The following is a 24777-nucleotide window of genomic DNA, read 5'->3' on the forward strand; positions in this document are numbered from 1 at the left end:
GGTGGCCACCGCGCGGGGAGGGCGGTCAGCGGCGGCGCAGCACGCGCGGGTCGGCGTCGAGGTCGTCGCCCAGCCGCAGGGTGATGAACTCGTTGTCGTCCGGCCGGCCCGGCGTGCGGCCCGACGACGACGGGAAGTTGTTGTCGTTGAGCACGGCGATGGTGCGGTCGTCCAGGATCACCAGGTCCTCGATCGTGGTGAACGGGAACGTGAACCTCTCCCCGCCCCCGCCGAGGCGGCGCGGGTCGGCGATGTCGAGCAGGTCGGCCACGAGGGTCTTGTCGAGCTTGCCGTCGCGGTCGCGGTCGCGCTTGTCGGCCAGGTAGACCTTCTTGGTGACCGCGTCGACGCCCTGCGCGCCGTCGCGCTCGACCACCAGCAGCCGGTTGCGGTCCACGGCGATCGCGTCGCCGATGGCGTGCTCCGGCTTGTCGAGCTGGTAGACCCACTTCGTGCCGGTGTAGCGACCGCGCTGGAGGTCGAACTCGTTGAGCCGCAACGACCCCGGCGCGTCACCGGCGACGGTGCCCTCCAGCAGCGCGTCGAGCGTGCGGCCGTCGGCGGACAGCGCGAGGCCCTCGAACCCCTTGCTGCCGCCCAGGTTGGCCGTGCCCGCCGGGTTCTCCGGGGCGAACACGCCGGGCAGCGGCACGGGCGGCGCGAGCAGCCGTCCCGCGCGGTCGAAGTGCAGCAGGTAGGGGCCGAACTCGTCGCCGATCCAGTAGGTGCCGTCCGCGGTGCGCTGGATCGACTCGACGTCGAAGTCGGAGCCGGTGAGCACGCGGTCGGGTCGGGTGAGCGCGAACGGCACGTGCCCGTGCGGGTCGGTCAGCACGACGCCGCCGACCACGTCCACCGCGCCGGTGCCGAAGTCGGGGGCCAGGCGCTGGACGCGCAGGAGGAAGTCGGCGCTGTTGGCCTTGGTGCCGAAGCCGTTGTCCGACAGCACGTCGTAGGTGCCGTCGGCGTTGCGCAGCACACCGCTGAAGCCCTGCACGGGCTGGTCGGCGAACGGCGGCACGACACCGTTGACCGGTGCGGTGCCCAGGGCGGCGCCGGACGGCTCGCTGCCCGGCACGAACGTGAGCGCGGGCAGCGAGGCGAACCCGGACAGCGTGGCGCGCCCGAAGGCGTGGCGGTCGGTGGGCGACGCCGCGCCGGGCACCGCCACCGCCACCAGTGCGAGCGCGGACAGGCCGAGGACCAGTGGTCTCCTCATCGGTGTTCCGTTCTGCCGTGGCGCGACCCGTCGGGGTCACGCGGTGCGCGGAACGCTAGGAGCACCCGGTGAACGGCTGGTGGCGCGCGGGGTCACGGCCGGTGGACCGGGGTGATCCGGTCGTTGCGCAGGTGCTGGTAGACCACGGAGGTGCGCACGTCGGCGACCTCGGCCCGCTCGGTGAGCCGGTCGACGACGAAGGTGTAGAGGCTCTCGTTGTCGGGCACGGCGACGTGCAGCAGGAAGTCCTCGTCGCCGGTGGTGACGAACACGCCCAGCGTGTCGGGCTGCGCCACGGCCCAGGCCCGGAACTCCTCGATCACCCGGCGCGCGGGCGGCCGGACGCGCACGGCGATCAGCGCCTGCACCGGGCGGCCGATGGAGGGCAGGTCGACGTCGAGGATCGCGCCCTTGATGACGCCGCGCTCGCGCAGCAGGCGGGTCCGGTCGAGCGCCGTGGTGGGCGCGACGCCGACCGCCGCGGCCACGTCCCGGTTGCTGCGCCGTGCATCGACCTGCAATTCGCGCAGGATCTTCGTATCAAGTTCGTCCACGACCACCCACAAGGCTCTCTGCCCGAATCATCATCGGATCACTTGGTCCAGCTCCGTACACGTGCCTAGCATTCTGCCATCAACCCGATGGATGCACGGAGGACCTGGTGACCGCTGTCGGCTTCGAGCCGCACGAGATCGACCCGCTCCAGCCGACCCGGGCGGCCCGCCTGAAGTGGGTCGTCGTGGTGGACGCGGGGTTGCCGCCGGGCCGCGCCGTCAACGCCGCGGTGTGCGTGGCGTCGGCGACGGCGCAGGCGGTGGGCGGGCTGCTCGGCCCGGACGGGAAGGACGCGACCGGCTCGCTCCACCCCGGTCTGCCCTGGGCGGGCTGCACGGTCCTGGCCGCGACCGGCGACCGGTTGGCCGGGCTGCGCGCGAAGGCCGCCGACTCCCCCGGCGTGTTCGTCGCCGACATGCCGGTGCAGGCCCAGCACACCCGCGTGTACGACGACTACCTGACGCAGCTCTCCGAGGAGTCCGCCGTGGAGTACTACGCGGTCAGCGTGGTGGGCCCCCGCAACCGGGTGGACAAGCTCGTGAAGGGGCTGGAGCTGATGCCGTGACGCGCTACCGGGCGCCCTCGGCCCACCTGCGCCGGGCGCTGCCCACCACACCGCGCAGCAGCAGCACGACCGCGCCGCCGATCACCAGGTTGAGCACGGCGGTGAACGCCTTCGCCTCCGGGCTCGCGCCCAGGCTGAGCGGCAGCACCACGGCGATCGCGGTGAGCAGCACCATGATCCAGGAGAAGAACCGGATGGCGTTCGGCGTCGTGGCCAGCAGGAGCTGGAGCAGCGCGGTGGCGCCGAGCGCGCACCCCGCGGAGCCCAGGGCGTAGGTCAGGGTGTTGGCGTTGCCCCACACCCCGTCGCCCTTCGGCGCGAGCACGTCGACCCCGAGCAGGCCGCGGGCGACGAGGATGCCGACGATCGCGAGCAGACCCGTGACCAGGGCCGTCGCCACGCTGCCCGCCCACAGCGTGGCGGCGTCGAACTGGCGGCCCGGGTCGGGCGGCGCGAGGGGCCGGCGACGCGGCGGCCGGAGCACGGCCGTCTCCGGCGGGGCGTCGCGGAACGAGTCGCGCACGGGGCGCCGCGGCTCGGGTGCGCCCACCACGGGCTCGAAGCTGGTCGTCCGGCGTTCGTCAGCCATGTCCGCGAGTATCGGGCGGTCCCCGGCGCGGCGCGCGGCAGCCGCACCCATCAGGTGACCCCCGTCCGGGACGCCGTCCGCGCGACGTGCCGCTACCCCTTCAACTTGTCGCGGATCGCCGAGACGAGGCCGACCAACTCCCCCGGGCTGCCGCCCCGGTAGACCAATCCGTCCGGCAGGTCGGCGGGCAGCTCCCCCAACCCCACCAGGAGGATGCGCTCCGGCGCCCGGGTCGCCACCGCGTCGTACTCGATCCTCGTCCAGTGCTTGGCGACGTACACCGGCGTGCACAGGACCAGGACGTACCTGCTCGCCACGCCGTAGGTGTTGGGCAGGACCCGGTTGAGGTCGGTGCCCCACAGCTGGGGGCCCTGGTCCGGTGCGTAGAAGACGCGGAAGTCGTCACGCAGGTGCGCGTTGAGCTGCCGGGCCAGGGCCTCGTCCTCGGAGGCGTAGGAGATGGCGAGGTCGAAGGAGACCTCCTCGGGGGAGCGGCGGAGGAACCAGTCCCCGAACAGGCGGGGCCCGTGCCGCAGCCGGCCGGCCTCGACCCGCAGGACGCCGATGCTGCGGCCCGACCTCGCCGCCTCGCGGAACCGGGCCCAGCGGCCGGCGCGCAGGTCTGCCTTGGTGAGCCCGTCGGCCGGTAACAGGCGCAGCAGCGACCGGCCGTCGTCGCCGAGCTGCCGCTCCCACACCGGGAACGTGCCGGAGACGAGGTCGAACACGTCGTCGAGCGCGTCGTCGAACGGCCTGCCGCCGTGCAGCGCCGCCAACAGGTGGGTCGTCAACCAGGGGTGGCCGCCGCACTGCTCCACGAGGGCGTCGAGGTCCACGCCGTCCACGTGGACCGCCAGCTCGGCGACCGCCGCGCGGTCGAGCGGGTCCAGGAACCGCGGCACGGCGGTGTTCAGCGGTGGCGAGCCGCGGTCGTCGGGGTCGCGGAACACGGCGAGCACCGGTCCACCGGCGAGCAGGATCGCGATGTCGTCGCGCAGGTGGGTGTCGTCGAGCCAGCGCAGGAACGAGAAGAAACCCGGTCCCCACTGCGCCAGCAACACCCGGTCGGCCTCGTCGACGACCAGCGCGACCGGTCGGATCGCGTCCAGCGCGAGCGCCACCTCGTGCCTGCTCGCTCGCGCGTGCGCGGTCTCCTGCGCCCCCCGCACCGCGCTGAGCAGCGCACCCAGCGCGGCTTCCTCGGAGGTCAGGTCCCAGCCCGCGACGTCGGTCCTCACGACCGCGCGGCCCACCACGTCCTCGGTGACGTGGCGCGCGAACGTCGTCTTGCCCGCCCGTCGCCCACCGATCAGCAGCGCGGACCGGCCCTGCCGGAGCAGTTGGGTCACCTCGGCGAGCTGCGCGGCGCGCCCGACGAACAGGGAGCGGGAGTAGTAGGGGTTGTCGGCCGTCACGGCTCCGCCTCCCGGAGCCAGTCGCGGAACACGCCGATCCGGACGTCCTCGCCGTCGAGGAGGCCCTGCGACCGCAGCGCCGAGCGCGCCTGCTTCCGGTCGGTCGCCGGGACGAAGTCGGCCACGGGCCGGCCGCCGACCACCGCGCGCACGACCTCCCGCTCGGCGACCGTCATCAGCTGCCACAGGTTGTTGCGCAGGAAGAAACCCACGGTGTCCGCGTCGTCCAGGTGGTCCTGCGCCGTGACGAGGTCCGCCGCGGTGAGCTCGTAGGGCAGCTCCCGGCGGCGGTACGCCTCGGCGGCCACGGTCCGCACCAGCGACGGGTGCCCGCCGGTGAGCCGGAACAGGCCGGAGGTGAACTCCTCGGACACGCGGTCGATCCCCATCGCCCGCCCCAGCGTGCCCACCATCTCGTCGACCGCGCGCTCCTCCAGCAGGGGCACCGGCATCTCCTGGAAGAAGGAGAAGAACGGGTTGGTGCCGGCGACGCCGAGGTCGTTGTCCCGGTTGACGTCGGGCCTGAGGTCCGCGCCGATCACCACGACGTGGCGGCGGTCGCCCTGGGCGAGCGCGCGCAGGGCGCCGCTGGCCCGCACCCACTGCCGCGCGGCGTGCACCTCGCCGCGCGCCGGGTACACGCGTTCGAGTTCGTCGAGCACGACGACGAGCGTGGTGGCGGGGTGCCCCGAGTCCCGGAGGTGCTGCTGCCTGCGGTCGAGTTCGCGCTCCAGCTCGGTGGTCGTGGTCGGCGAGGGGGTCCGGAACGGCCATCCCCGGTGCTCCGCCCGCCCCCAGCGGTCGAACGCCGCGAGCAGCAGGGCGAACAGGGCGGGCGGCCAGTCCTCGTGGTGCCGGTCGAACCGCTGGAGGTCAACCTGGCAGACGGGGCGGTCGGCCAGGTGCTGGCGCAGGATGTTCAGCAGGCTCGTCTTGCCCACCTTGCGCAAGCCGGTGACCAGGACGTGCTCGTGCCGGCGGATCGCGCTGCCGATCGTGTTGAGCAGCACGTCGCGCCCGAACAGGAACCTCTCGTTGATCAGGGCGTTCCTGGTGTCGAACAGATTGTCGTGGTTGCCGTAGTCGCGTTCCAGCTCGTTCAGGAACGCGTCGACGTGCTGGTCGGCGTGCGCGGCCCGCAGCGCCCGCGCGGTCACGGTGACGACGGGCTTGCCGCCGACGCGCATCTGGTCGAGCACGACCTGGGCATCCCCGCGCAGGTCGCCGACGTGCACGAAGTAGCCGAGCCGCCCGTGCGCGAGGTGGGCGGCGAAGCGGTCCACCTCGGCGGCGGACGGCGTCACCTCCGCCGAGACCCACACCGGGCCGGGCAGCAGCACCTGCGGCTGCCCGGGGTCGGGTCGCACGGGCCGCCCGGCCGCCCCGAACGCCTCGGCCACCCCGGTGCGCAGGTCGTCCAGCTCGACCGGGTCCAGTCGACCGGGTCCGGCGAGCCGCTCGCGCGGTCCCCTGACGCGGACGGCGCGGCGCACGGCGTCGACCAGTTCACGAGCGGGGTCCCGCGACGCGAGGTCGAAGGCGATCCCCCGCTTGCGCGCGAGGCCGTACGGCAGCGACTTGGCGGCGGCCGTCGGGGAGACGCCCGCGTAGACGACGACCACGGGGACGTCGCCCGCGAGCGCCGACTCGATGTCGCGCCGCACCGGGTGCCCGGGCGAAGCCTCGCCCGTGACCACGACCACCAGCGCGTCGGTCGGCTCGGACGGCGCCTCGCGGCCGTGGGGCCCACCGGTCGCCATCGCGCTCCCGACCACCATCCCGGCCGCCTGGAGACCGTCGACGACCGCCGCGACCTCGGCGTCCGCTCCGTCGAAGTGGACGACCACCACGTCGGGCACGCCGAGGACGGCCTCCGCCTCGGTGTTCGACGCGGACCTGCGGGTGTCCGGGTGATCGTCCCCCAGCACCCGGCGACGCCGCTCCAGCACCTCGCCGTCCAGCGCACGAGCCGACTCGTACTCCCCCAGCTGCCGCAGCACGACCGCCAGGTTCGCCGCCGACCGCATCGTGTCCGGGTGCTCCTCCCCCAGCACACGACGACGCCGCTCCAGCACGTTCCGGTAGGAGTACGCGGCCCGCCGCAGGTCGCCCGAGCGCTGGAGGAGCACCGCGAGGCTGCTCTCCGCGACGAGCGTGTTCGGGTGGTCGGGCCCCAGTGCGGACAGCCGCGCGCGGTGCAGCGACTCCACCTCGAGCAGGGCCCCGCGGACGTCGCCCGCCGCGCTGCGCCACTCGGCCAACCCGTCGTGGGTGGCCAGCGTGTCGGGGTGGTCCGGTCCCAGGACGCGCACCCGCATCTCCAGCAGGCGTTCGAGTTCCGCCACCGCGGCGGCGGGGTCCCCCGCGGCGCCCCGCCAGTCGGCGAGCCCGTGCAGGGTCGCCAGTGTGTACGGGTGGAAGGGGCCCAGTACCCGCGACTGGTCGTCGAGCAGGCGCTCCAGCAACCCGGTGGCCTCCACCGGGTCGCCGGAGTTCCCGATCCAGTGGGCGAGGTTGAGGCGGGCGTTGAACGCGTCCGGGTGGTCGGGCCCCAGCACCCGGTCGTAGGCGCGGGTCAGCTCCTCGAACGCGGCCACCGCACCGGGCAGGTCCCCGGCGATGCCGGTCCACTGGGCGAGGCTGTCCCACGAGGCCAGGGTGTCCGGGTGGTCCGGGCCCAGCACCCGGGCGCGCGCCGCGCTCACGTCGGAGAACGCCGCGACGGCACCCTTCGGGTCACCGCTCTCCCCGATCCACGACGCCCTGTTGTGCCTCGCCGCGAGGGTGTCCGGGTGGTGGGGCCCCAGGACGCGGGCCCGGTCGGCGGCCACCTCGGCGAAGAGGGCCGCGGCGCGCGGGGCGTTGCCCGCCATGCCCGTCCAGTGCGCCAGCTGGCCGGCGAGCGTGAACGTGTCCGGGTGATCGGCGCCCAGGCTCTCACCGGCCATCGCGTGGAGGCCGCGGAAGTAGTCCCGGGCCTCGGTGGCGAACCCGTCCTCGCCGAGGCTCCGTCCCCTGAGGACCAGCACCTCGTGGCACCCGCCGGCCCACAGGTGGTGGCCGGCGACCCGGGCCAGGGCGTCGGTGTTGGCGCGCAGCACCCGTGCCGCCTCGGGGCCGTCCGCCCCGTGCCACCGCTCCACCAGCGCCGACGCCGCGGTGAGGGCGACGACCCGCAGCGCCTCCGGGGGCAGGGCGTCGCGGACCACCTGCTGGACCACCCCGTGGCTCCGCACCGACAGGCGCCCGAACCGCAGGTCGACGTCGAGCAGGCTCAGCTTCTCCAGCGCGTCCAGCACGTCCGCCAGGTCGTCACCGCGCACGGGGCGTCCCGCGCGGGTGGACAGCAGGTCCAGCACGTCCGGGGTGCCGAGCAGCGCCTCGGGGATCGAGGTCGGGTCGAGCACGCTGGTGATCTCCAGCAGTGGCCGTGCGACCCCGACCGGAGCCGACTTGGCGGCCAGGTCCAGGGACAGCGCGCACGTGGCGGCCACGGGCGCGGGTTCCGCGCGGACCGGACCGCCCGCGGTGCGCGGGAAACCGCTCAGCTCGGTCAGGTACCGGGCGCACGACAGGTGTCGTTCGCCCAGGTAGGCGGCGGCCTGCGCGAGCGCCAGCGGCACGTGGCCGAGTTCCCGCGCGAGTTCGGCGGCGCCGTCGAGCGCTCCGTCCCGCACGACCCGGGTGAGGTAGGAGTGCGCCTCCCGGGGGCTGAGCGCCCCGACGTGGATGAGGCGCCGCCGGACCCGCCGGAGGTCGGCGTCCCGGCGCCGGGTGGTGACGACGAGCCGGCCGGACGGCGTGGACGGCGGCCACAGGTCCGAGACGGCGGCCGGGTCCAGCACGTCGTCGAGCACCACGACCCACCGGAGGCCGGTCTGCGCGAGCCAGTCCAGCAGCCGCCGGGCACCGCGCCCGGGGACGGTCTCCTCGATCGAGGTCAGGTTCGCGTGCAGGTCCGCGTAGGCCGCCACGACGGCTTCCCGCGACGAGGCGTCCACCCACGCGACCAGGTCCACGTCCCCGGTCTGCCACCGGGCGGTGGTGTACTCGGCCGCCAGGCGGGTCTTGCCCATGCCGCCCGGACCGGACAGCACCGCCGTGTCACCGCGTTCGAGCACCTCGGCCAGCACGCGGGACAGGTCGCGGGGCTGCGTGACCGGTGCGTGCAGCGGCACCGCCCCGTACCGGTAGGGCAGGGGGACGGAGAGGCGTTCGGGTACGCGGGTGGGGTAGGAGAGGTGGATGTCGCCGCCGGACATGAGCCCGACCTGGACCACCGTCCCGGACACGTCGCCGGAGAGGAAGTTGTAGTTCCCGCGCTGAGGTGGGACCGATCCCTCGCTCACCCGGCGAGTATCCCCGGTGACGGGCGGGCACACGGGCACGAACGATCAGCGTGACCCGGATGGCGGTACGCGGGTGCCTCCCGGCGTCGTTGCCGGGAGGCACCCGCGTACCGGATCAGGCCGCGTGCGCCTCGAACTCGGCGAGCTGCGCGGCGGGCCAGCCCGTGTTGGCGGTGAACGTCAGGCGGAGGTGGCGGTGGTTCGCGGTGACCGGGACGGTCACCTGGTTGCCGGTCGCCGGGTCGAAGCGGTGGTCGGTGGGGGCGAGCAGCTGGGTGTAGGTGGTGCCGTCCGCGCTGCCGGAGACCGCGAGGGTCTGGGTGCGGGCGGCCCAGGCGGCGGCCGGCGGGAGCTTGAGCACGAGCCGGTTCACCGCGGTGCGGGCGCCCAGGTCGACGGTGAAGGTCTGCGGGAACTGGTTGTTCGGGCTCTCCCAGTAGGTGTTCGGGTCGCCGTCCACGGCGTTGGCGCCCGGGAGGCCGCCGGTGGCGGCGGCCTGGACCGGCTTGCCGCGGGCGACGTTGCCGGTGGGCGGCGGGGTGGTGGTCGTGGTGGTCGGCGGCGGGGTGGTCGTCGCGTACGCCTCCAGCTCGGCGAGCTGCCCGGCGGGCCAGCCCGTGTTGCCGGTGAACGCCAGCCGCACGAACCGGTGCGCGCCGGTGACCGGGACGGTGACCTGGTTGCCGGTGGCCGGGTCGAAGCGGTACTGCGCCGAGCCGACCACCGGCGAGTACGCGCCGCCGTCCGCGCTGCCCGACACCGACAGGGTCTGGGTGCGGGCGGCCCAGTCGGCGGGCGGGGGCAGCTTCAGCACGAGGCGGCCCAGGTTCTCCGACCGTCCCAGGTCGACGGTCAGGGACTGCGGGAACTGGTTGTTCGCGCTCTCCCAGTAGGACCCGGTGTTGCCGTCGACGGCGTTCGCGGCCGGGAAGCCGCCGGTGGCGGTGGTGGCGGAGGCGGGCTTGCCCCGCGCCAGGTTGCCGCCCGGGGGCACCGTCGTCGTCGTGGTCGTGGTCGTGGTCGTCGTGGTCGTCGTGGTCGTGGTGGTGGTCGGCGGGGCGGTCGGGTCGGTGTAGACCGGCTCGGGCCACGGGCCGCAGTACGGCGTGCCGTCCCACCCGGAGTTGCCCGCGCCGCGGGTGATCTGGAAACCGCCCTCGCCCAGGCAGCTGTAGGTCCCGGCCCGACCGACGCCGGTCGCGGTGACGTTGGTGAACGACGCCGAGCCCGGCGACTGGAGCTGCACGCCGAACGTGCCGGCGCCGGTGATCCGCACGCCGTTGAAGTGCACGTTGGTGATGGTGCCGCTGATGAACTGGATGGCCTCGTAGTTGCTGTCGATCAGATCCGTGTCGGTGACGTCGATGCGGCCGTTCATCGCGCCGTCGCGGGCGTCGAACCACAGCGCGCCCACGCCGAACTGCCAGTTGGAGTCGAGCACGCCCGCGCGCAGGGTCGTGTTGCGCGACAACGTGGTCGTGCCGGACAGCGGCACCGAGGAGAACCGGTTGCCGACGTGGATGCCGCCGCCCTGGTCCTGGGTGTCGGCCACGACGTTCTCGGTGGCGGTGTTGTCCCGGCCGCCGTAGACGGCGATGCCGTTGGCCTTCATCGGCACGACGACGGTGTTGCGCCGGATCGTGTTGGAGTGGTCGGCCTGGTGCTCCGACCAGAACGCGATGCCGTCGTCGGAGATGTTGCGGAACAGGTTGTGCTCGATCAGCACGTTGCTGATGCCCCGGTGCAGGTTCATGCCGTCGGCGAGCTGGTCGACGACCCTGTTGCCGCGGATGGTCAGGCCGTCGAACGGGCCGTCGAGCCACATCCCGACCTTGGTGTGCTGGAGGAACATGCCGGAGATCACCGAGCCGCCGCCCAGCGCGCCGCCGATGGCGTTGGTCTGGTCGCAGTCCACGCGGTTGGTGACCTCGCCGATGATCGCGAAGTCGTGCAGGCCGACGCGGGTGCTGACGCCGGAGTTGCCGCCCTGGCCGCACGACGAGGGCTCGCCGAGGCCGTAGAAGCCGACCCGGTCGCCGGTGACGACGCTGTGCCAGTGGCCCGCGCCGCGCACGGTGACCCGGTCCACGGTGACGTGCTTGGTGACGGTGAAGCGGCCGGCGGGAATCCAGACCTCGCGGCCCTGCGCGCGGGCCGCCGCGACGGCCGCGTCGAACGCCGCGCTGTCGTCGGAGCCGTCGTCCGGGGTGGCGCCGTGGTCGGTGACGGACACCGAGTTGGCCGGGCGCGCGGCGGGGGGCGCGACGAGCTCGAAGTCGGCGAGGTCGATCGTGTACGACGGGGCGGTGTCGCCCGCGTCGACCTGGAGCCGGACCTTGGCGCCGGCCTGGAGCGTGCGGCCGAACAGCGCGCGGGTCGAGTCGTAGAGGTGGTGCGGCTTGCCCTGGTTCGGGTCGTTGGCGTACGGGTAGCCGCCGTAGCGCCAGGCGTACTTCGAGGTGAGCGTGAGGCTGGTCGACTTCTGCCCGTCGAGGTAGAGCGAGAGCGGGGCGGTGATCCCCGCGCCGCCGTTGCCGTCCGGGACGCTGTAGCGGAGGTCGATCGAGTTCGCGGGCTCGGTCAGGGTGAACTCGACGTAGCGGCCCTGGCCGGCCAGGGTCACGGCGCGGCGGCCGGACGCCTCGCCCTCCAGCGTGCCCTGGCGGCGGCCGGGGCCGATCTTCGTGCCGTTCGTGGCGGCGTTCTCGGCCTCGTGCTCGACGAACGGCACGTCCGCGCCGCGGTCGGGCACGTCGAACGGCGAGGAGGGTACGGCCGCGACGACCGGGGCGGACGACGCCTGCGGCGCGGCCGCGACGACGAGCGCGGTGAGCAGGGAGGTGGCCACCGCCGCCGCGCCGAGCGCCAGGGGGCGCCGGTGGGTGGGGTCGACTCGCATGGGTTCAGCCCTTCGTTGGACGGGACCTCTGGTGCGCGCGGGGATGTCGTGGTGGGACAGGGGGCACCACGCCGTGTGGCGTGGCGCACACCATAAGCAGCCCACCCAGGCGAGCGCAAGATGTCTACCGAATCACGCAAAAACCCGACTGCGCTCTAGCGGCGGTCGAGGTGCAGGAGCCCGGTGAGCGCGTCGGCGGTGTCCGGCGAGGTCCGATCGGGCGGCACCGCCCCCGGCGGCCAGGGGCGGCCGTGGCTGACCCACCACGTGCGGAACCCGGCGGCGCGCCCGCCCGCGACGTCCAGCTCCGGGCTGTCGCCGACCACCCAGCCCGACCCTCCCCCGCAGCGCCGGGCGGCGAGGTGGAAGATCGCCGGGTCGGGCTTGCGCACGCCCGCCTCGCCCGACGCGCACCAGCCGTCCAGGTGGGCGGCCAGGCCCGTGCGCCGCAGCTTCGCCCCCTGGTTGTCCGGCTCGCCGTTGGTCACCACGCCGACCCGCCACCCGGACGCCCGCAGCGCGGCCAGCGCGTCGGGCACGCCGGGGCGCGGCACGACCAGTTCCGGCACGCGCGCCCGGTACCGGGCCCACAGCACGTGCGCGGGCTCCGCCAGGCCGAACCGGTCCCGCGCCTCGGCGAACAGCGCGTCCTTGCGGCCGGACGCCCGCGCGCGCAGCCACGGCACGGCGTCGTCGGCCAGGTCGTGCTCGGCGGCGAACTCCCCCGCCCACGCGGCGAACGCGCCCGCGAGGTCGACCAGGGTGTCGTCCAGGTCGAGCAGGACCAGGCCCGGCGGGGCCGGCTTCAGTAGGTGCCCGCCAGCTTGCGGTGGTCCCAGGACACCACCGAGGTCGGCGTGAACCGCAGCCCCACGCGCTTGACCGCCTGCGCGGCGACGAACGCGTCCAGCTCGGGACCGCGGTGGCCGGCGTAGCGGGCCGCGACGGCGCCGCCGATGCGGGCCACCTCGGCGTGCTCCTCCACCAGCCGCACGTCGCACTCCATCGTGACGCCGCGCAGCTCCTCGTAGCTCTCGCCGTCCTCCAGCTGGAGCGTCGCCTCGGGGACGCGGCGCAGGTTCGCGACCTTCTGCGAGGCGCGGTAGGTCCAGGCCAGCAGCTCGCCGTCCTCGACCGCGAACCACAGCGGCACGAGGTGGGGCCTGCCCCCGGGACCGAGGGTGGCCACCGTGACGACGCGCCGCTCCTCCAGGAACGCGCCCACCTCGTCCGGGGTCATCGTGATCAACGCGCGCCGCGACATGCGCGTCAGGATAGGCGGCTGCCCTCCCGGGTCCCGGACGCCCCGGCGATCAGGTCGCCGACGGCCCGCTCCTCCAGCAGGTGCAGGAACGCGTCGACCAGCTCGGGGTCGAACCGCGCGCCGCGACCGGAGCGCAGCTCGCGCTCGGCCTGCTCGGGCGTCAGCGCCCGCCGGTGCGGCCGGTCGGCGCACATCGCCGCCCACGCGTCGCACACCGACAGGATGCGCGCCTCCAGCCGGATCGAGTCGCGGGACAGGCCGTTGGGGTAGCCCGCGCCGTCCCACCGCTCGTGGTGCTGCCGGATCACCTCGGCGACGTCGACGTGGTCGGGCAGCACGCCGACCATCCGCGCGCCGCTGTCGGGGTGCTCGTGCAGCAGGTGCCACTGCTGGTCGGTGAGCGGGCCGGACTCGGTGAGCAGGTCGTCGGGCAGCACGATCATGCCGACGTCGAGCAGGCGGCCGGCGCGGTGCGCGGTGCGGACCTGGGCCGGGTCGCACCCCAGGTGCTCGGCCACAGTCCTGGCCCACTCGGCGATGGCGAGGCTGCGCCCGGGGCTCGCCACGCGCAGGTCGACCAGGTCCGCGACCTGGTTCAGGTAGTCCACCGCGACGTCCTCCCGGTGTTCGGCGATCGAGGCGCCACCGGCCACGGCGCGGTCCCGCCCGAGGTCCTTGGCCAGGTAGAGCGCGCGGTCGGCCGCGGACACCAGCGCGGAGGCCGTGCCGTGGTGCGGCGCGAACGCGGCGGTGCCGGCGGAGAGCGTAACCGTCACCGAGTGCCGGTCGCTCACGGCGATGGGCCGGCACGCGACGCCGTGGCGCAGCTCCTCGGCCAGCCGGGTGGCGTGCTCGGCGTCCGGACCGCCGACGATCAGCGCGAACTCCTCGCCGCCGTAGCGGGCGAGCACCAGGTCGGGACCGGCCGCGGCGCGCAGCCGCGCGGCGACCTCGACCAGCACCCGGTCGCCCGCGGGGTGGCCGTAGCGGTCGTTGATGGCCTTGAAGCGGTCCACGTCGAGGATCACCACGGCCAGCGGCACGCCGGTGCGGCGCGCCCGCGCCACGTCCTCGGCCAGCCGCGCCTCGAAGTACCGGCGGCTGCCCAGCCGGGTGAGGCCGTCGGTGATGGCCAGCCGCCGCTGGTCCACGGCCAGGCCCGCCAGCCGGGTCGCGGTGAGCGCGAACAGCACGGCGCAGCCGGTCGCGATCACCGGCACGTCCTGCTGGGCGCCCCGGGCGTGCTGGACGAGCAGCAGCATCGGGCCGATCAGCGCGCCCGCGGACAGCACGGCCAGGCGCGGCCAACTGAGCCGCAGGACGGGCACCTCGGCGGGTTGCGCGATGCGCCCCATGGACGGGTGCAGCGCGCACGCGCCGAGCGCGAGGTTGCCGCCCAGCCAGATGGCGTCGAGGAAGTTGCCCGCCGCGTAGGTGCCGCCGAGGCGCTGGAGGACGTACACCGTGTCGGCGGTCATGATCGCCGCCAGCCAGGCGGTGAGCAGCACGAACGACCCGTCCCGGCGTCCCGCGCCGAACAGCAGTCGCAGCGAGGCCAGCAGCACGACCAGGTCCATCAGCGGGTAGGCCAGCGAGGTGGCCTCCACCAGCAGCGTCGTGCCCAGGCGGGTCTGCGGCCCGATGACGAACACCCACGACAGCAGGCCGGCGACGACGGTCAGCGACACGGCGTCGAGCAGGCCGGGCAGGTCGCGGTGGGAGCGGCGCTGCCGGATGAGCACCACCAGGCCGACCACGACGAGCGGGTAGTGGCCGAGGTAGAAGACGTCCGCGACGGCCGGGTACCGGGTCTCGTTGAGCACGAAGTGCGACACGTAGAACGTGGCGTCGGCGAGCGCGTAGACGACCTGGCTGAGCCCCAGCACGATCCACGGCGCGCGCGACCCGGGCCGGTTGCGGCGGATTCCCCACCACACCGCGACGGCGGCCGAGGTGCTGACCGCGCAGTACACGACGACCCGCAGCGGAACGGGGCCGACGAAGACGGGCAGCGCGTAGTACGCGCAGACCGCGACGAAGCCGAATAAGAGGTAACCGATCCACGATCGGTTCCGCTCGGCGATCGGGATTTCGCGGCTGTCGTCCGGGGTGGCTTCGGAGACGCGCAATCCCGGTGCTCCTTCTGCGTCTTCGCGTGGTCATGACGGGCGGAGAGCCATTCGCAGTCTTCCACACTCGCCCGGACGTGTGGACCACGGCACGGATAGAGTGCCATTGGTGTCGCACCGCGTTCGACGGCGACGCGGCGACGGGTCGAGGGGGATTGATGGCCAAGGACGCGAAAGCCCTGTTGGAGCGGGTGCGTGAGGAGCTGAAGCACGAGGGCGGCACGAACCGGTTGGTCCCGCTGATCGCGAGCGGCGAGGCGTCGGTCGAGGCGCTGAAGGCGTTGGCGGCGGAGGAAGACCGCATCGTGCGGAGCGACTGGCGAGCCTTCCTCACCTTGGCCGCGCAGTCGACGGAACCTGCGCAGCGCGAGTTCTTCTCGACCGTGGCGGCCGGTGAGGGCCTGGCGCTCGCGAAGCTCGGCGATTTCGCCGCCGCGTGCGGGCTCACCCCCGACGACGTGGCCGAGCACCGCGCGCTGCCGGGGTGCCAGGCGTACCCGTCGTACGTGGCACGACTGGCGCTGGACGGCAATCCGCACGACGCGTTGCTCGCGATTCTCGCGAACTTCGCGGAATGGGGCGGCTATTGCGCGGCGATCGCGGCGGCCTTGCGCGAGCACTACGGATTCGACGACGAGGGCTGCGCGTTCTTCGACTTCTTCGCCGAGCCCTCACCCGAGTTGGACGCGCTGGGCCTGCGCGCCCTGGAGGCCGTGCTCGACACGGGGTGGCGCGTCACGGGCGCGATGCCGAAGGCGAGCCTGCTGCACTCCTACGAGCTGATGTTCTGGAACACGCTGGCCGACGAGAAGGCGTGACCCCCCAGGGCGCGCCCCCGGTGCGCCTCACCCGGCGACTGAGGGCTGGGCGTCCCAGTTCTCCGCCAGGTCGGGGCGCCCGAACAGGTAGCCCTGGGCGTAGTCGCAGCCGGCGGCGCGCAGCCAGTCGGCCTGCGCCTGCGTCTCGATGCCCTCGGCCACGGTGTGCGCGCCCAGCACCTCGGCGAGGTCGATGATGCAGCGCACCACGCCCGCCGTGCGGCCCGCGTCGTCGAGGTTCCCGGTGAACGACTTGTCGATCTTGACGACGTCGAACGGGTAGCGCTGGAGGTAGCTCAGCGACGAGTAGCCGGTGCCGAAGTCGTCCAGGGCGACCCGCACGCCGGTCTCGCGCACGTCCATCAGGCCGCGCATGGCGGCCTCGTCGGCCCACACGGACTCGGTGACCTCGATGGTGAGCAGCTCGGGCGGCAGGCCGGAGGTCTTGAGCACGCGGTCCAGCGAGGGCAGGAACGCGGGCGCGGACAGCTGCCGGGTCGACACGTTCACCGTCACGCCCAGCGCGCGGCCCTGCTCGCGCCACCGCATGGCCTGCTCGCAGGCGCCCGCGAGGACCTTGTTGCCCAGCGGCACGATGAGCCCGGTCTCCTCGGCCAGGTCGATGAACTCGCCGGGGCCGAGCAGGCCGTACCCGGGGCGCTGCCAGCGCACCAGCGTCTCGGCGCTGGTCGCGCGGGCGGTCGCGAGGTCCACGATCGGCTGGTAGTGCAGCACGAGCTGCCCCTCGGCGACGGCGGTGCGCAGGTCGGTCTTGTCGCGCTGGCGGGCCAGCACCCGCTCCCCCATCTCGGGCCGGAACAGCCGGATGCGCGCGCCGCCCTCGCGCTTGGCCACGTACATCGCGGTGTCGGCGTCGCGCAGCAGGTCGGCGGTGCCGATGCCGGGCTGCGACACGGAGATGCCGACGCTGGCCCGGATGACGGTGTCGTGGCCGAGGCCGGTGAGCGGCCGGGCCAGTTCGGAGAGCACGCGGGTGGCCAGGCGCGCGGACTCGCGGACGTCGTGGCCGGGCGCGAGGACGGCGAACTCGTCGCCGCCCAGGCGGGCCGCGGTGGCCACCGGGCCGACCGCGCGGCCGATGCGCTCGGCGGCCGAGACGAGGTACCAGTCCCCCGCCTCGTGCCCCTCGGCGTCGTTGACCTCCTTGAACCCGTCGAGGTCGATGACGAGCAGGCCGACCGCCTCGCCGGAGAGCAGCGCGGCGTCGACCAGGTGCAGGAAGTGGGTGCGCCCGGCGAGGCCGGTCAGCTCGTCGCGCTCGGCGCGGGTGCGCAGCGCGTCCTCCCACTGGCGGCGCTTGCTCACGTCCAGCGCGGTGACCAGGGTGTGCCGCTCGGGGACGTGGTCGACCGGCACGGCCTGCACGGCGAGCACGGCGGTGGTGCCGTCGGGGCGCTCGACGTCGATCTCGACGGGGTCCTCGGAGCCGCGGCAGCCGTGGCCGCAGGCGGTGATGTCCGGGCCGTGCGGGCAGGGCACGCGGCCGGGCCGACCGTCGGGCCAGTCGAACAGGCCGCGCGCGCGGTCGTTGTGCAGGGTGGGCGCGCCGTCGCCGTCGAGCAGCACGAGGCCGACCGGGCTGGCGCGGACGACGGCCTCGACGGTGCGGTGGGCGGCCTCCAGCCGGCGGGCGGAGCGGACGATCTCGTGCAGCGCCAAGGACACCACCGTCAGGCCCACCAGGGGCACCAGGGTCGTGGCGAGGAGCGGCCCGGTGGCCCTGCCCGGGGCGCCGGCCATCCACGCGCCGATGCCGGCGAGGTAGCCCAGCAGCAGGGGGGCGGACTTGACCGGCAGCAGGACCGCGTCGCCGCGCAGCGCGCGCCGCACGACGACGGCGAACAGGAAGCCGACGATGGGGCCGACGTTGGGCAGCACCAGCACCGCGCCGAACGCGGCCGCGGCCTCCGCGCCGGTCGGCCACCACGGGTCGCCGTCCGGGCGCAGCCACCACGACAGCAGCACGACACCCACGAGCAGCGCCAGGGGCACGCGCGCCGGGCCGGAGCCGAGCACGACGAGCTGCGCGGCGAACACCAGGCAGGCGAACCAGGCGAACAGCTCGGCGAACTCGGTGATCCGGCGCACGCCGGCTTGACCGGGTGACGAGATGCCCTCGTCGACCACGGCGCGCGATCGACGAGCCACGCCGCGTTACCCCCAAGTCAAGCTGCGATCGACTGAACTCTTCGGTCGGGAGATCGCACTATGCTGACCCGGAACCCGTTGGGCAACCGCCATTCGGGTGAGTCCACTGTGGACGTGCCCGATCAGTTGATCAGTTGGCCGGGGTGCCCCCGTCCGGCGGCTCGGCGTCGGGCGCGGGGTCGGGCGAGGTCTCGCGCAGGTCCGCCGCGATCGACCTGGCCTCGTCGATCGTGCGCTGCGAGTGGGCCAGCCGCTCGTCCTCGTCGGGGGTCTGCACCTCGGGCACCTCGTTCACGTCGGGCATGGCCCTGGGTTGCCGGGCGGTGGGCGGCACAAACTTGGACAGCGCGTCGGGCGAGGCGTACCGTCGATAACAGCCCACCGGTTCGTAAAGTGCGCGTGCCGGGAACCCGACGAGGAGAGCCCATGTCGACCCGGACGCCCGCGCCGCCCCGCCCCTCCGCGCGGCGGCGCGCCACGTTCACCGCGGTGCTGCTGGTGGTGACCGCCCTGCTGTTCTGGGTGCCGTGGGCCGGCCTGCTGGCGCCCGGCGCGCGGTGGCCGTGGCCGGTGCAGGTGGTGGGCACCGCGTTCTTCGTGGTGGTCTCCGCGGCCTTCCCGCTGCTGCTGGTCCGCGCGCACGGCCGCCGGCACTCCGACCGGGCGTCCCGGGTCGCGCACCTGCTGCTCGGCGTGGCGTGGGTGTTCTTCGCCTGGACGTTGATCACCCACGTGCTGCGCCTGGTCCTGGCGCTCGCGGGCGTGGACAACCCGTTCCGGGCGAGGCTCGTCGCGGTGGTGCTGCTGGTGGTCGCCTCCGCCCTGGTCGTCCACGGCATCCGCGAGGCGCGCCGCGTCCCCCGGGTCAAGAGGACGGACGTGGTGCTGCCGAGGCTGGACCCGGCGTTCGACGGGCTCACCGTCGCGGTGCTGGCCGACACCCACTACGGCGCGATCGACCGCACCAAGTGGTCGCGGGGCACCGTCGAGGCGGTCAACGCGCTGGGCGCGGACGTGGTGGTGCACGTGGGCGACATCGCCGACGGCACGGTGGAGCAGCGGCGCGGCCAGGCGGCCCCGCTGGGCGACGTGCGGGCGGCGCACCGGTTCTACGTGTCGGGCAACCACGAGTACATCGGCAACGCCCAGGCGTGGCTCGACCACATGACCGAGCTGGGCTGGACGAGCCTGCACAACCAGCACCGGGTGCTGGAGCGCGGCGGCAAGCGCCTGGTCTTCGCGGGCGTGGACGACGTCACCGCCGTGCACTCCGGCGAACCCGGCCACGCCGCCGACCTGGACGCGGCGCTGTCCGGCACCCGCACCGACGACCCGGTGGTGCTGCTGGCGCACCAGCCCAGCGAGATCGGCAAGGCCGTCGCGGCCGGCGTGGACCTCCAGCTGTCCGGGCACACCCACGGCGGGCAGATCTGGCCGTTCCACCTGCTGGTGCGGTTGCAGCAGCCGGTGCTGGCCGGGCTGAGCCGGCACGGCGAGCGCACCCGGCTCTACACCAGCCGCGGCGCGGGGTTCTGGGGCCCGCCGCTGCGGGTGTTCGCACCCAGTGAGATCTCCCTGCTGACGCTGCGCGCCGCCTGAGGCGGCATGATCGGCCCATGAGGGTCGTGGTGGTGGGTGCGAGCGGGTTCGTCGGGCAGCACGTCGTGGCGCGGCTGCGGGCGTCCGGGCACGGGGTGACGTCGGTGGCGCGCACGGCGCGGGCGGGGGTCGACCACGCGCTGGACGCGACGACGGCCACGGCGGCGGACTTCCGCGCGCTGCTGGCCGGGCACGACGGCGTGGTGTTCGCGGCGGGCGCGGACGACCGGGAGACGCCGCGCCGGCCCGCCTACCCGGTGTTCCAGCGCGGCAACGTGGCGCCGGTCGTGCGGCTGCTCACCGCGGCCCGCGAGGAGGGCCTGACCCGGGCCGTCGTGCTCGGCTCGTACTACACGCACTTCCACCGCGAGCACCCGCAGTGGCGGCTGGCCGAGCGCCACCCGTACGTCCGGAGCCGGGTGGCGCAGGCGCGCGGGGCGCGGGAGGCGGCCGGGCCGGACCTGCCGGTGGCGGTGCTGGAGCTGCCGTTCGTGTTCGGGCGGGCGCACGACCGGCTGCCGAACTGGGCCGGGCCGCTGGACGCGTGGGTGCGGTCGCGCTCGCCGCTGGTGGCCCCGCCCGGCGGCAGCGCCGCGACGACGGCCGCGCACGTGGCCGAGGTCGCGGTGGACGCGCTGGAGCGGGCGTCCGGCGAGGACCTGCCGGTGGCGCTGGAGAACCTGACGTGGGCGGAGATGATCGGCCGCGTCGCCGAGGCCGCGGGGCACGCGCGACCGGTCCGCCGGCTGCCCGGCGCCGCGGTGCGGGCCGGGCTGCTGGCGACGGGGCTCGCGCACCGGTTGCGGGGCAGGCAGTCCGGGTTGGACCCGCGCCACCTGGGCGGGCTGCTGCTGCGCGAGCTGTTCCTCGCGCCGGGGCGCGGCGGTTCGATCGACGCGGCGGTCGCGGAGACCTTCCCGCGCGACTGACGGGCGGCGGCAGTCGGGCAGTGGCGACGGTCCGGCAGCGCGGGCTATCCGGCAGCGGGGCCGTCCGGCAGGAGCGGCCGTTCAGTAGCGGCGACCGCCGGAGGGGGGCGGCGGCTCGTCGTAGTCGTAGTCGTCGTCCTCCGGGAGGTCGAACGGCAGCGGCCGGTTCGTCCAGGAGTCCAGCAGCAGCACGAGCGCGGCGAACACGACGACCACGGCCCCGACCCAGGCCAGGCCGCCCCACACCATGACCCCCGCCAGCAGCAGCATCGGCACCACCAGGAACAGGATGAACGGGTCGATCCGACCGAACTTCCTGCTTGCCGAACCCGCCATCAACGTCCTCCCAGTCAAGCGCCTCCCTGGGTGAACTTACGCGATCGCGTTCACCCGGCGGTCAACCGGGCGTCACCGACCGCGTTGTTCGCGGTCCGGGTACTGGCCCCGAGAGCGTTCCACAACGGTGGCCACGACGGCCAGCAGGACCATGCCGACGCCGAGCCCGAGGTGCAGCAGGTTGTCGGCGGCGTTGAAGGGCGCGAAGTTCGCGCCGCCGTCCTCGCCGACGATCGAGCCGTAGACCCAGAGCAGCAGGTAGGCGAACCCGCCGGCGACCAGGAACAGCCGGGCGGTGCCGCGCGCCCGGGAGCCGAGGACGCCCGCGACGCCGAACAGCAGGTGCACGAGGTTGTGCAGCACTGAGACCTGGAACACACCGAACAGCAGGGCGTGGGAATGCGTGCCGGCGAAGGCCATCTGGTCGTACAGGGTGGTCACGCCCGGTACGAAACCGAGCACGCCGACCACCAGGAACACCGCGCCCACGAGCAGTGCGAACGCCTGCACAGGCCGGCGACCTGCCTTGACGCGTTCCGCCGAGGTCGTCATCTCGCTCCTCCCATCAGCTCTATCCTGACCGTCATACCCGGAGCCACCGCGACGAAACGGGGGCCGGGTGCGACGCGGAACAGGTGGAACCGGGCTTCATGACCATCGACGTCTTCATGCCGTTCTACGGCGACGTGACCCTCATGCAGGAGGCCGTGCGCAGCGTCCTCGCGCAGCGGGACCAGGACTGGCGGCTGACCGTGGTCGACGACGGCCAGCCGGTCGACGTCGCCGGGTGGTTCACCGAGCTGGGCGACCCCCGGGTGCGGTACCTGCGCAACGAGCGGAACCTGGGCGTGACGGGCAACTTCAACCGCTGCCTGGACCTGGTCGAGCACGACCTCGTGGTGCTCGTGGGCAACGACGACCTGATGCTGCCCGACTACGTCGGGCGGGTGCGGGCGCTGCACGCGCGGTTCCCGACCGCGGGGATCGTGCAGCCGGGCGTCGAGGTGGTGGACCAGCACGGCGCGCCGGCCCTCGGCCTGGTGGACCGGGGCAAGCGCCGGGCGTACGCGCCGAGGGTCGAGGGGCCGACTGCGTTCTCCGGCGAGGACCTGGCGGTGTCGCTGCTGCGCGCGAACTGGCTGTTCTTCCCCTCGTTGTGCTGGAAGGCGGACGCGGTCCGCGAGGTCCGGTTCCGCGAGGAGTTCACCGTCGTGCAGGACCTGGCGCTGGTGCTGGACCTGGTGGCGCGCGGCGTGGTGCTGGTGGCCGACGACGAGGTGTGCTTCCGGTACCGCAAGCACGTCGGCTCGGAGACCTCGCGGGCCATCTCGGACGGCACGAGCTACACCGAGGCCGGGAACCTGTTCCACGAGTACGGGGACCGCTTCGCCGCGCTGGGCTGGAACCGGGCGGCGCGGGTCGCGCGCTCGCACGTGCTGTGGCGGCTGCTCGCGCTGGCGTCGCTGCCCGCCGCGCGCTCCAACCCCGCCGCGGCGAAGGTGCTGCTGAAGCATGCGTTCGGCCGCTGATACCGGCGTGAGTGACTGACCACTTACTAATGCACCTCCTCTGACCAGGCACGCTTGACACGGCTTCGCAGTCGTGTGTTCACTCGTGCATAGAGTGAGTGACCAACCACTCACACAAGGAGGAAGTCATGTCCCAGGTCTCCGCGGAGCAGGTGCTGGAGGTCGTGCTCCCCGGCGTGGTCGAGCCCGGCGGGTTCGAGCTGCGCCACCGCCCGGTGCCCTCCCCCGGTCCGGGTCGGGCGCTGCTGCGGGTCGAGGCGTCCGGGGTGTCGTTCGCCGAGAAGCAGATGCGCCTGGGCAGGTACTACGACCAGCCGGCGTTCCCCTTCGTGCCCGGCTACGACCTGGTGGGCGTGGTGGCGGAGGTCGGCGCGGGCGTGGACCCGGGTCTGGTCGGCGGCCGGTTCGCGGCGCTGACCAAGGTCGGCGGCTGGACGACCCACGCCCTGGTGGAGGCGGCCGACCTGGTGCCGGTGCCGGCGGGGGTCGATCCCGCCCAGGCGGAGGCGTTGGTGGTCAACGGGATCACGGCCTGGCGGATGCTGCACGGCGTCGCGCGGGTGCGGGCCGGGCAGACGGTCCTGGTGCACGGCGCGAGCGGCGGCGTCGGGTCGCTGCTGGTGCAGCTCGCCCGCCTGGCCGGCGCCGAGGTGATCGGCACGTCCTCGGCGCGCAACCTCGACGCGGTGCGCGCGCTGGGCGCCGTCCCGCTCGACTACCGCGCCGACGACGTGCCCGCCCGGGTGCGCGAGCTGGCCCCCGGCGGGGTGGACGCGGTGTTCGACCACGTCGGCGGCCCGGGCGTGCTGGACTCCTACCGGCTGCTCGCGAAGGGCGGCGCGCTGGTGGCCTACGGCAGCGCGTCCACGAAGGACACCTCCGGGTCGGCGAAGGCGGCGGTGCTCAAGCTGTTCGTGCGGTTGCTGTGGTGGAACGCGCTGCCCAACGGCCGCACCGCGACGTTCTTCAACGTCTGGGCGGGCAAGCGCGACGCGGCGGGCTTCCGCGCGAAGGTCGCCCGCGACCTGGGCGCGGTGCTGGCGCTGGTGGCCGACGGCTCCCTGGCCCCGTTGATCGCCGCCCGCGTGCCGCTGGAGCGGATCGCGGACGCCGTGCGGCTGGCCGAGTCGGGCACGGTCACCGGCAAGGTCGTCGTCGTCCCCTGACGCCGCCCCGACGGCGGGCCGGGGTCTTCCCGAAGCCGGGCACCGGCGCGTGATCACCCGGGACCGGGGGCGGGGGCCCGGGGGAAGGCCGGGTCGAGGCCGTCGAAGGACACCCGCCGCACCAGCGCCGTGCCCAGGTGGCCGACCGGAGCACGGCCGGGCCGGTGTCGGTGGACACCGCGTCGGTGGGCACCGCGTCGGTGGGCACCGCGTCGGCGGGCACCGCGTCGGCGGCCCGCCCGTCCTGCCGCGACGGGGTCCGCTCGACCGGCCCGCGGGCGCCCGTCCGCCGGAGGTGGTGCGAGAGCCGGCTGCGGTTCGCGGGTGCGGTCCGCCGGACTACCCTGGGGTGACCGCACCCGCGACCGCGCGGTGGGATGATCCGGTCGGGAGGTCGTCCGTTCCGACGTGACGAACCCGGACCCTTGGGGGTGGGCATGATCGGCGGTAGGCGGTTTCGCGGTCTGCTGGGGCGCCTGTCGGAGCACACCGCCCAGGCGCTGCTCGACTCGGGCGCGCGGGTGGACTACGCCTCGGACGACGTCCTGCTCCACCGGGGCGACGACGCGGGCCACGTCGTGCTGCTGCTGACCGGCGCGGTCAAGGTGCACGCCGACGCGCCGGACCGGGCGCTGCTGGGGCTGCGGACGGCGGGCGACCTGGTCGGCGAGATGGCCGCGCTGGACGGCGCGCCGCGCAGCGCGACGGTCGTGGCCTGCGCCCCGGTGACCGCGCGGCTGATCGACCGGCGCCGGTTCCGCATCCTGCTCGACCGCCACCACGAGCTGTTCGTGGAGCTGGCCCGCACCGTCGTCGAGCAGATCCGCTGGTCCAACGAGCTGCGCCGGGTCGTGTCCGGGCCTGCTTCCGCCCGCGTCGGCCGGGTGCTGCTGCACCTGGCGCGCAGCCACGGGCACCGCGCGCCGGACGGCACGTGGACGCTGGCCGTCGGGCTGGGCAACGTCGAGCTGGCCTCGATCGCCGGGATGAAGCCCCGCACCGCCGAGAAGGGCTTCGCCGAGCTGCGCGACGCCGGCCTCGTGCGCACCCACACCCGGCGGGTGATCGCCATCCCGGACCTGGAGGGCCTGAACCACCTCGTCGCCGGCGGGGACCCCGCGGCGACGCGCTGACCCGGTCGGTCCCCTCCGCGACCCGGCGGTGCCACTCCCCGGTGGCGCTTCCCCCGGTGTCGCTCCTTTGATGTCGCTCCCCCCGGCCGCGGTGGGCCGCACCCCCCAGGCGGC

At 74.3% G+C, this 24777-nt stretch carries 20 protein-coding genes; 7 read left to right on the plus strand and 13 right to left on the minus strand.

Annotated elements, in window-relative coordinates; genetic code table 11:
* Positions 1–25: 25 nt before the first annotated feature.
* Both ACR807_RS24080 and ACR807_RS24085 read right to left on the minus strand, forming a co-directional pair.
* Complete coding sequence (locus tag ACR807_RS24080; RefSeq protein ID WP_438923663.1) at positions 26–1219, minus strand: esterase-like activity of phytase family protein; 1194 nt, start codon at positions 1217–1219, stop codon at positions 26–28.
* Positions 1220–1311: 92 nt separating this feature from the next.
* The gene (locus tag ACR807_RS24085) at positions 1312–1773 is read right to left on the minus strand and encodes an Lrp/AsnC family transcriptional regulator (RefSeq protein WP_438923664.1); all 462 of its coding nucleotides are present in this window, start codon (positions 1771–1773) and stop codon (positions 1312–1314) included.
* Positions 1774–1880: 107 nt separating this feature from the next.
* On the opposite strand from ACR807_RS24085, the gene ACR807_RS24090 reads away from it, so the two are divergent.
* Positions 1881–2339, plus strand: coding sequence for a DUF2000 domain-containing protein (locus tag ACR807_RS24090; protein WP_438923665.1), 459 nt, complete (start codon positions 1881–1883; stop codon positions 2337–2339).
* A 4-nt stretch (positions 2340–2343) separates the two neighbouring features.
* Here ACR807_RS24090 and ACR807_RS24095 read toward each other — a convergent pair whose 3' ends face one another.
* The 7 genes from ACR807_RS24095 to ACR807_RS24125 all read right to left on the minus strand — a co-directional run bounded on the left by ACR807_RS24095 (position 2344) and on the right by ACR807_RS24125 (position 14984).
* Positions 2344–2928 (minus strand): DUF6069 family protein, encoded by a 585-nt coding sequence (locus ACR807_RS24095; protein ID WP_438923666.1) that lies wholly within the window; start codon positions 2926–2928, stop codon positions 2344–2346.
* A 92-nt stretch (positions 2929–3020) separates the two neighbouring features.
* Positions 3021–4343 carry a TIR domain-containing protein gene (locus ACR807_RS24100; protein WP_438923667.1) on the minus strand — a complete coding sequence of 441 codons (1323 nt, stop codon included), beginning with the start codon at positions 4341–4343 and terminating at the stop codon, positions 3021–3023.
* Complete coding sequence (locus ACR807_RS24105; protein WP_438923668.1) at positions 4340–8692, minus strand: tetratricopeptide repeat protein; 4353 nt, start codon at positions 8690–8692, stop codon at positions 4340–4342. Before ACR807_RS24105 ends, ACR807_RS24100 begins: the two co-directional genes overlap by 4 nt.
* Before the next feature lie 115 nt (positions 8693–8807).
* A complete protein-coding gene (locus ACR807_RS24110; protein ID WP_438923669.1) occupies positions 8808–11591 on the minus strand; it encodes a discoidin domain-containing protein in 2784 nt (927 codons plus the stop codon).
* 155 nt (positions 11592–11746) lie between these two features.
* Positions 11747–12430 (minus strand): HAD family hydrolase, encoded by a 684-nt coding sequence (locus ACR807_RS24115; RefSeq protein WP_438923682.1) that lies wholly within the window; start codon positions 12428–12430, stop codon positions 11747–11749.
* Positions 12397–12855 (minus strand): pyridoxamine 5'-phosphate oxidase family protein, encoded by a 459-nt coding sequence (locus ACR807_RS24120; RefSeq protein WP_438923670.1) that lies wholly within the window; start codon positions 12853–12855, stop codon positions 12397–12399. Before ACR807_RS24120 ends, ACR807_RS24115 begins: the two co-directional genes overlap by 34 nt.
* 5 nt (positions 12856–12860) lie before the next feature.
* Entirely contained in the window at positions 12861–14984 is a 2124-nt protein-coding gene (locus tag ACR807_RS24125; RefSeq protein ID WP_438923671.1) for a diguanylate cyclase, read from the minus strand.
* 158 nt (positions 14985–15142) lie between these two features.
* Here ACR807_RS24125 and ACR807_RS24130 point away from each other — a divergent pair, with 158 nt between their 5' ends.
* Positions 15143–15802, plus strand: a complete 660-nt coding sequence (locus ACR807_RS24130; RefSeq protein ID WP_438923672.1) for a thiaminase II/PqqC family protein — start codon at positions 15143–15145, stop codon at positions 15800–15802.
* A gap of 27 nt (positions 15803–15829) precedes the next feature.
* Here the strand turns inward: ACR807_RS24130 and ACR807_RS24135 are convergent, their stop codons facing one another.
* Together ACR807_RS24135 and ACR807_RS24140 are read right to left on the minus strand one after the other, a co-directional pair.
* Positions 15830–17971 carry a putative bifunctional diguanylate cyclase/phosphodiesterase gene (locus tag ACR807_RS24135; RefSeq protein ID WP_438923673.1) on the minus strand — a complete coding sequence of 714 codons (2142 nt, stop codon included), beginning with the start codon at positions 17969–17971 and terminating at the stop codon, positions 15830–15832.
* Positions 17972–18101: 130 nt separating this feature from the next.
* Positions 18102–18275: a hypothetical protein gene (locus ACR807_RS24140; protein ID WP_438923674.1), complete on the minus strand. Its 174-nt coding sequence runs from the start codon at positions 18273–18275 to the stop codon at positions 18102–18104.
* 122 nt (positions 18276–18397) lie between these two features.
* Here ACR807_RS24140 and ACR807_RS24145 point away from each other — a divergent pair, with 122 nt between their 5' ends.
* Entirely contained in the window at positions 18398–19570 is a 1173-nt protein-coding gene (locus ACR807_RS24145) for a metallophosphoesterase (RefSeq protein WP_438923675.1), read from the plus strand.
* A 17-nt stretch (positions 19571–19587) separates the two neighbouring features.
* A complete protein-coding gene (locus tag ACR807_RS24150) occupies positions 19588–20499 on the plus strand; it encodes an NAD-dependent epimerase/dehydratase family protein (protein ID WP_438923676.1) in 912 nt (303 codons plus the stop codon).
* An 81-nt stretch (positions 20500–20580) separates the two neighbouring features.
* Here ACR807_RS24150 and ACR807_RS24155 read toward each other — a convergent pair whose 3' ends face one another.
* Both ACR807_RS24155 and ACR807_RS24160 read right to left on the minus strand, forming a co-directional pair.
* On the minus strand, positions 20581–20835 hold the full coding sequence (locus tag ACR807_RS24155; RefSeq protein ID WP_438923677.1) for a hypothetical protein: 255 nt from the start codon (positions 20833–20835) through the stop codon (positions 20581–20583).
* A 72-nt stretch (positions 20836–20907) separates the two neighbouring features.
* Entirely contained in the window at positions 20908–21387 is a 480-nt protein-coding gene (locus ACR807_RS24160) for a DUF4383 domain-containing protein (RefSeq protein WP_438923678.1), read from the minus strand.
* 98 nt (positions 21388–21485) lie between these two features.
* On the opposite strand from ACR807_RS24160, the gene ACR807_RS24165 reads away from it, so the two are divergent.
* The 3 genes from ACR807_RS24165 (at position 21486) to ACR807_RS24175 (ending at position 24663) form a co-directional block, all read left to right on the plus strand.
* Positions 21486–22364: a glycosyltransferase family 2 protein gene (locus ACR807_RS24165; RefSeq protein ID WP_438923679.1), complete on the plus strand. Its 879-nt coding sequence runs from the start codon at positions 21486–21488 to the stop codon at positions 22362–22364.
* 128 nt (positions 22365–22492) lie between these two features.
* Entirely contained in the window at positions 22493–23530 is a 1038-nt protein-coding gene (locus ACR807_RS24170) for a medium chain dehydrogenase/reductase family protein (protein WP_438923680.1), read from the plus strand.
* 437 nt (positions 23531–23967) lie between these two features.
* Positions 23968–24663: a Crp/Fnr family transcriptional regulator gene (locus ACR807_RS24175; RefSeq protein WP_438923681.1), complete on the plus strand. Its 696-nt coding sequence runs from the start codon at positions 23968–23970 to the stop codon at positions 24661–24663.
* Positions 24664–24777 lie beyond the last annotated feature (114 nt).

Source organism: Saccharothrix sabaoui, from assembly GCF_051756985.1.
Taxonomy (GTDB): Bacteria; Actinomycetota; Actinomycetes; order Mycobacteriales; family Pseudonocardiaceae; genus Actinosynnema.

Bases quoted from the DNA above. Each gene is read 5' to 3' on its own strand.
- ACR807_RS24140 (WP_438923674.1), bottom strand. From the start codon at position 18,275: ATGCCCGACGTGAACGAGGTGCCCGAGGTGCAGACCCCCGACGAGGAC.
- ACR807_RS24130 (WP_438923672.1), top strand. From the start codon at position 15,143: ATGGCCAAGGACGCGAAAGCCCTGTTGGAGCGGGTGCGTGAGGAGCTG.
- ACR807_RS24170 (WP_438923680.1), top strand. From the start codon at position 22,493: ATGTCCCAGGTCTCCGCGGAGCAGGTGCTGGAGGTCGTGCTCCCCGGC.
- ACR807_RS24145 (WP_438923675.1), top strand. From the start codon at position 18,398: ATGTCGACCCGGACGCCCGCGCCGCCCCGCCCCTCCGCGCGGCGGCGC.
- ACR807_RS24155 (WP_438923677.1), bottom strand. From the start codon at position 20,835: ATGGCGGGTTCGGCAAGCAGGAAGTTCGGTCGGATCGACCCGTTCATC.
- ACR807_RS24165 (WP_438923679.1), top strand. From the start codon at position 21,486: ATGACCATCGACGTCTTCATGCCGTTCTACGGCGACGTGACCCTCATG.
- ACR807_RS24095 (WP_438923666.1), bottom strand. From the start codon at position 2,928: ATGGCTGACGAACGCCGGACGACCAGCTTCGAGCCCGTGGTGGGCGCA.
- ACR807_RS24080 (WP_438923663.1), bottom strand. From the start codon at position 1,219: ATGAGGAGACCACTGGTCCTCGGCCTGTCCGCGCTCGCACTGGTGGCG.
- ACR807_RS24175 (WP_438923681.1), top strand. From the start codon at position 23,968: ATGATCGGCGGTAGGCGGTTTCGCGGTCTGCTGGGGCGCCTGTCGGAG.
- ACR807_RS24150 (WP_438923676.1), top strand. From the start codon at position 19,588: ATGAGGGTCGTGGTGGTGGGTGCGAGCGGGTTCGTCGGGCAGCACGTC.
- ACR807_RS24160 (WP_438923678.1), bottom strand. From the start codon at position 21,387: ATGACGACCTCGGCGGAACGCGTCAAGGCAGGTCGCCGGCCTGTGCAG.
- ACR807_RS24110 (WP_438923669.1), bottom strand. From the start codon at position 11,591: ATGCGAGTCGACCCCACCCACCGGCGCCCCCTGGCGCTCGGCGCGGCG.
- ACR807_RS24120 (WP_438923670.1), bottom strand. From the start codon at position 12,855: ATGTCGCGGCGCGCGTTGATCACGATGACCCCGGACGAGGTGGGCGCG.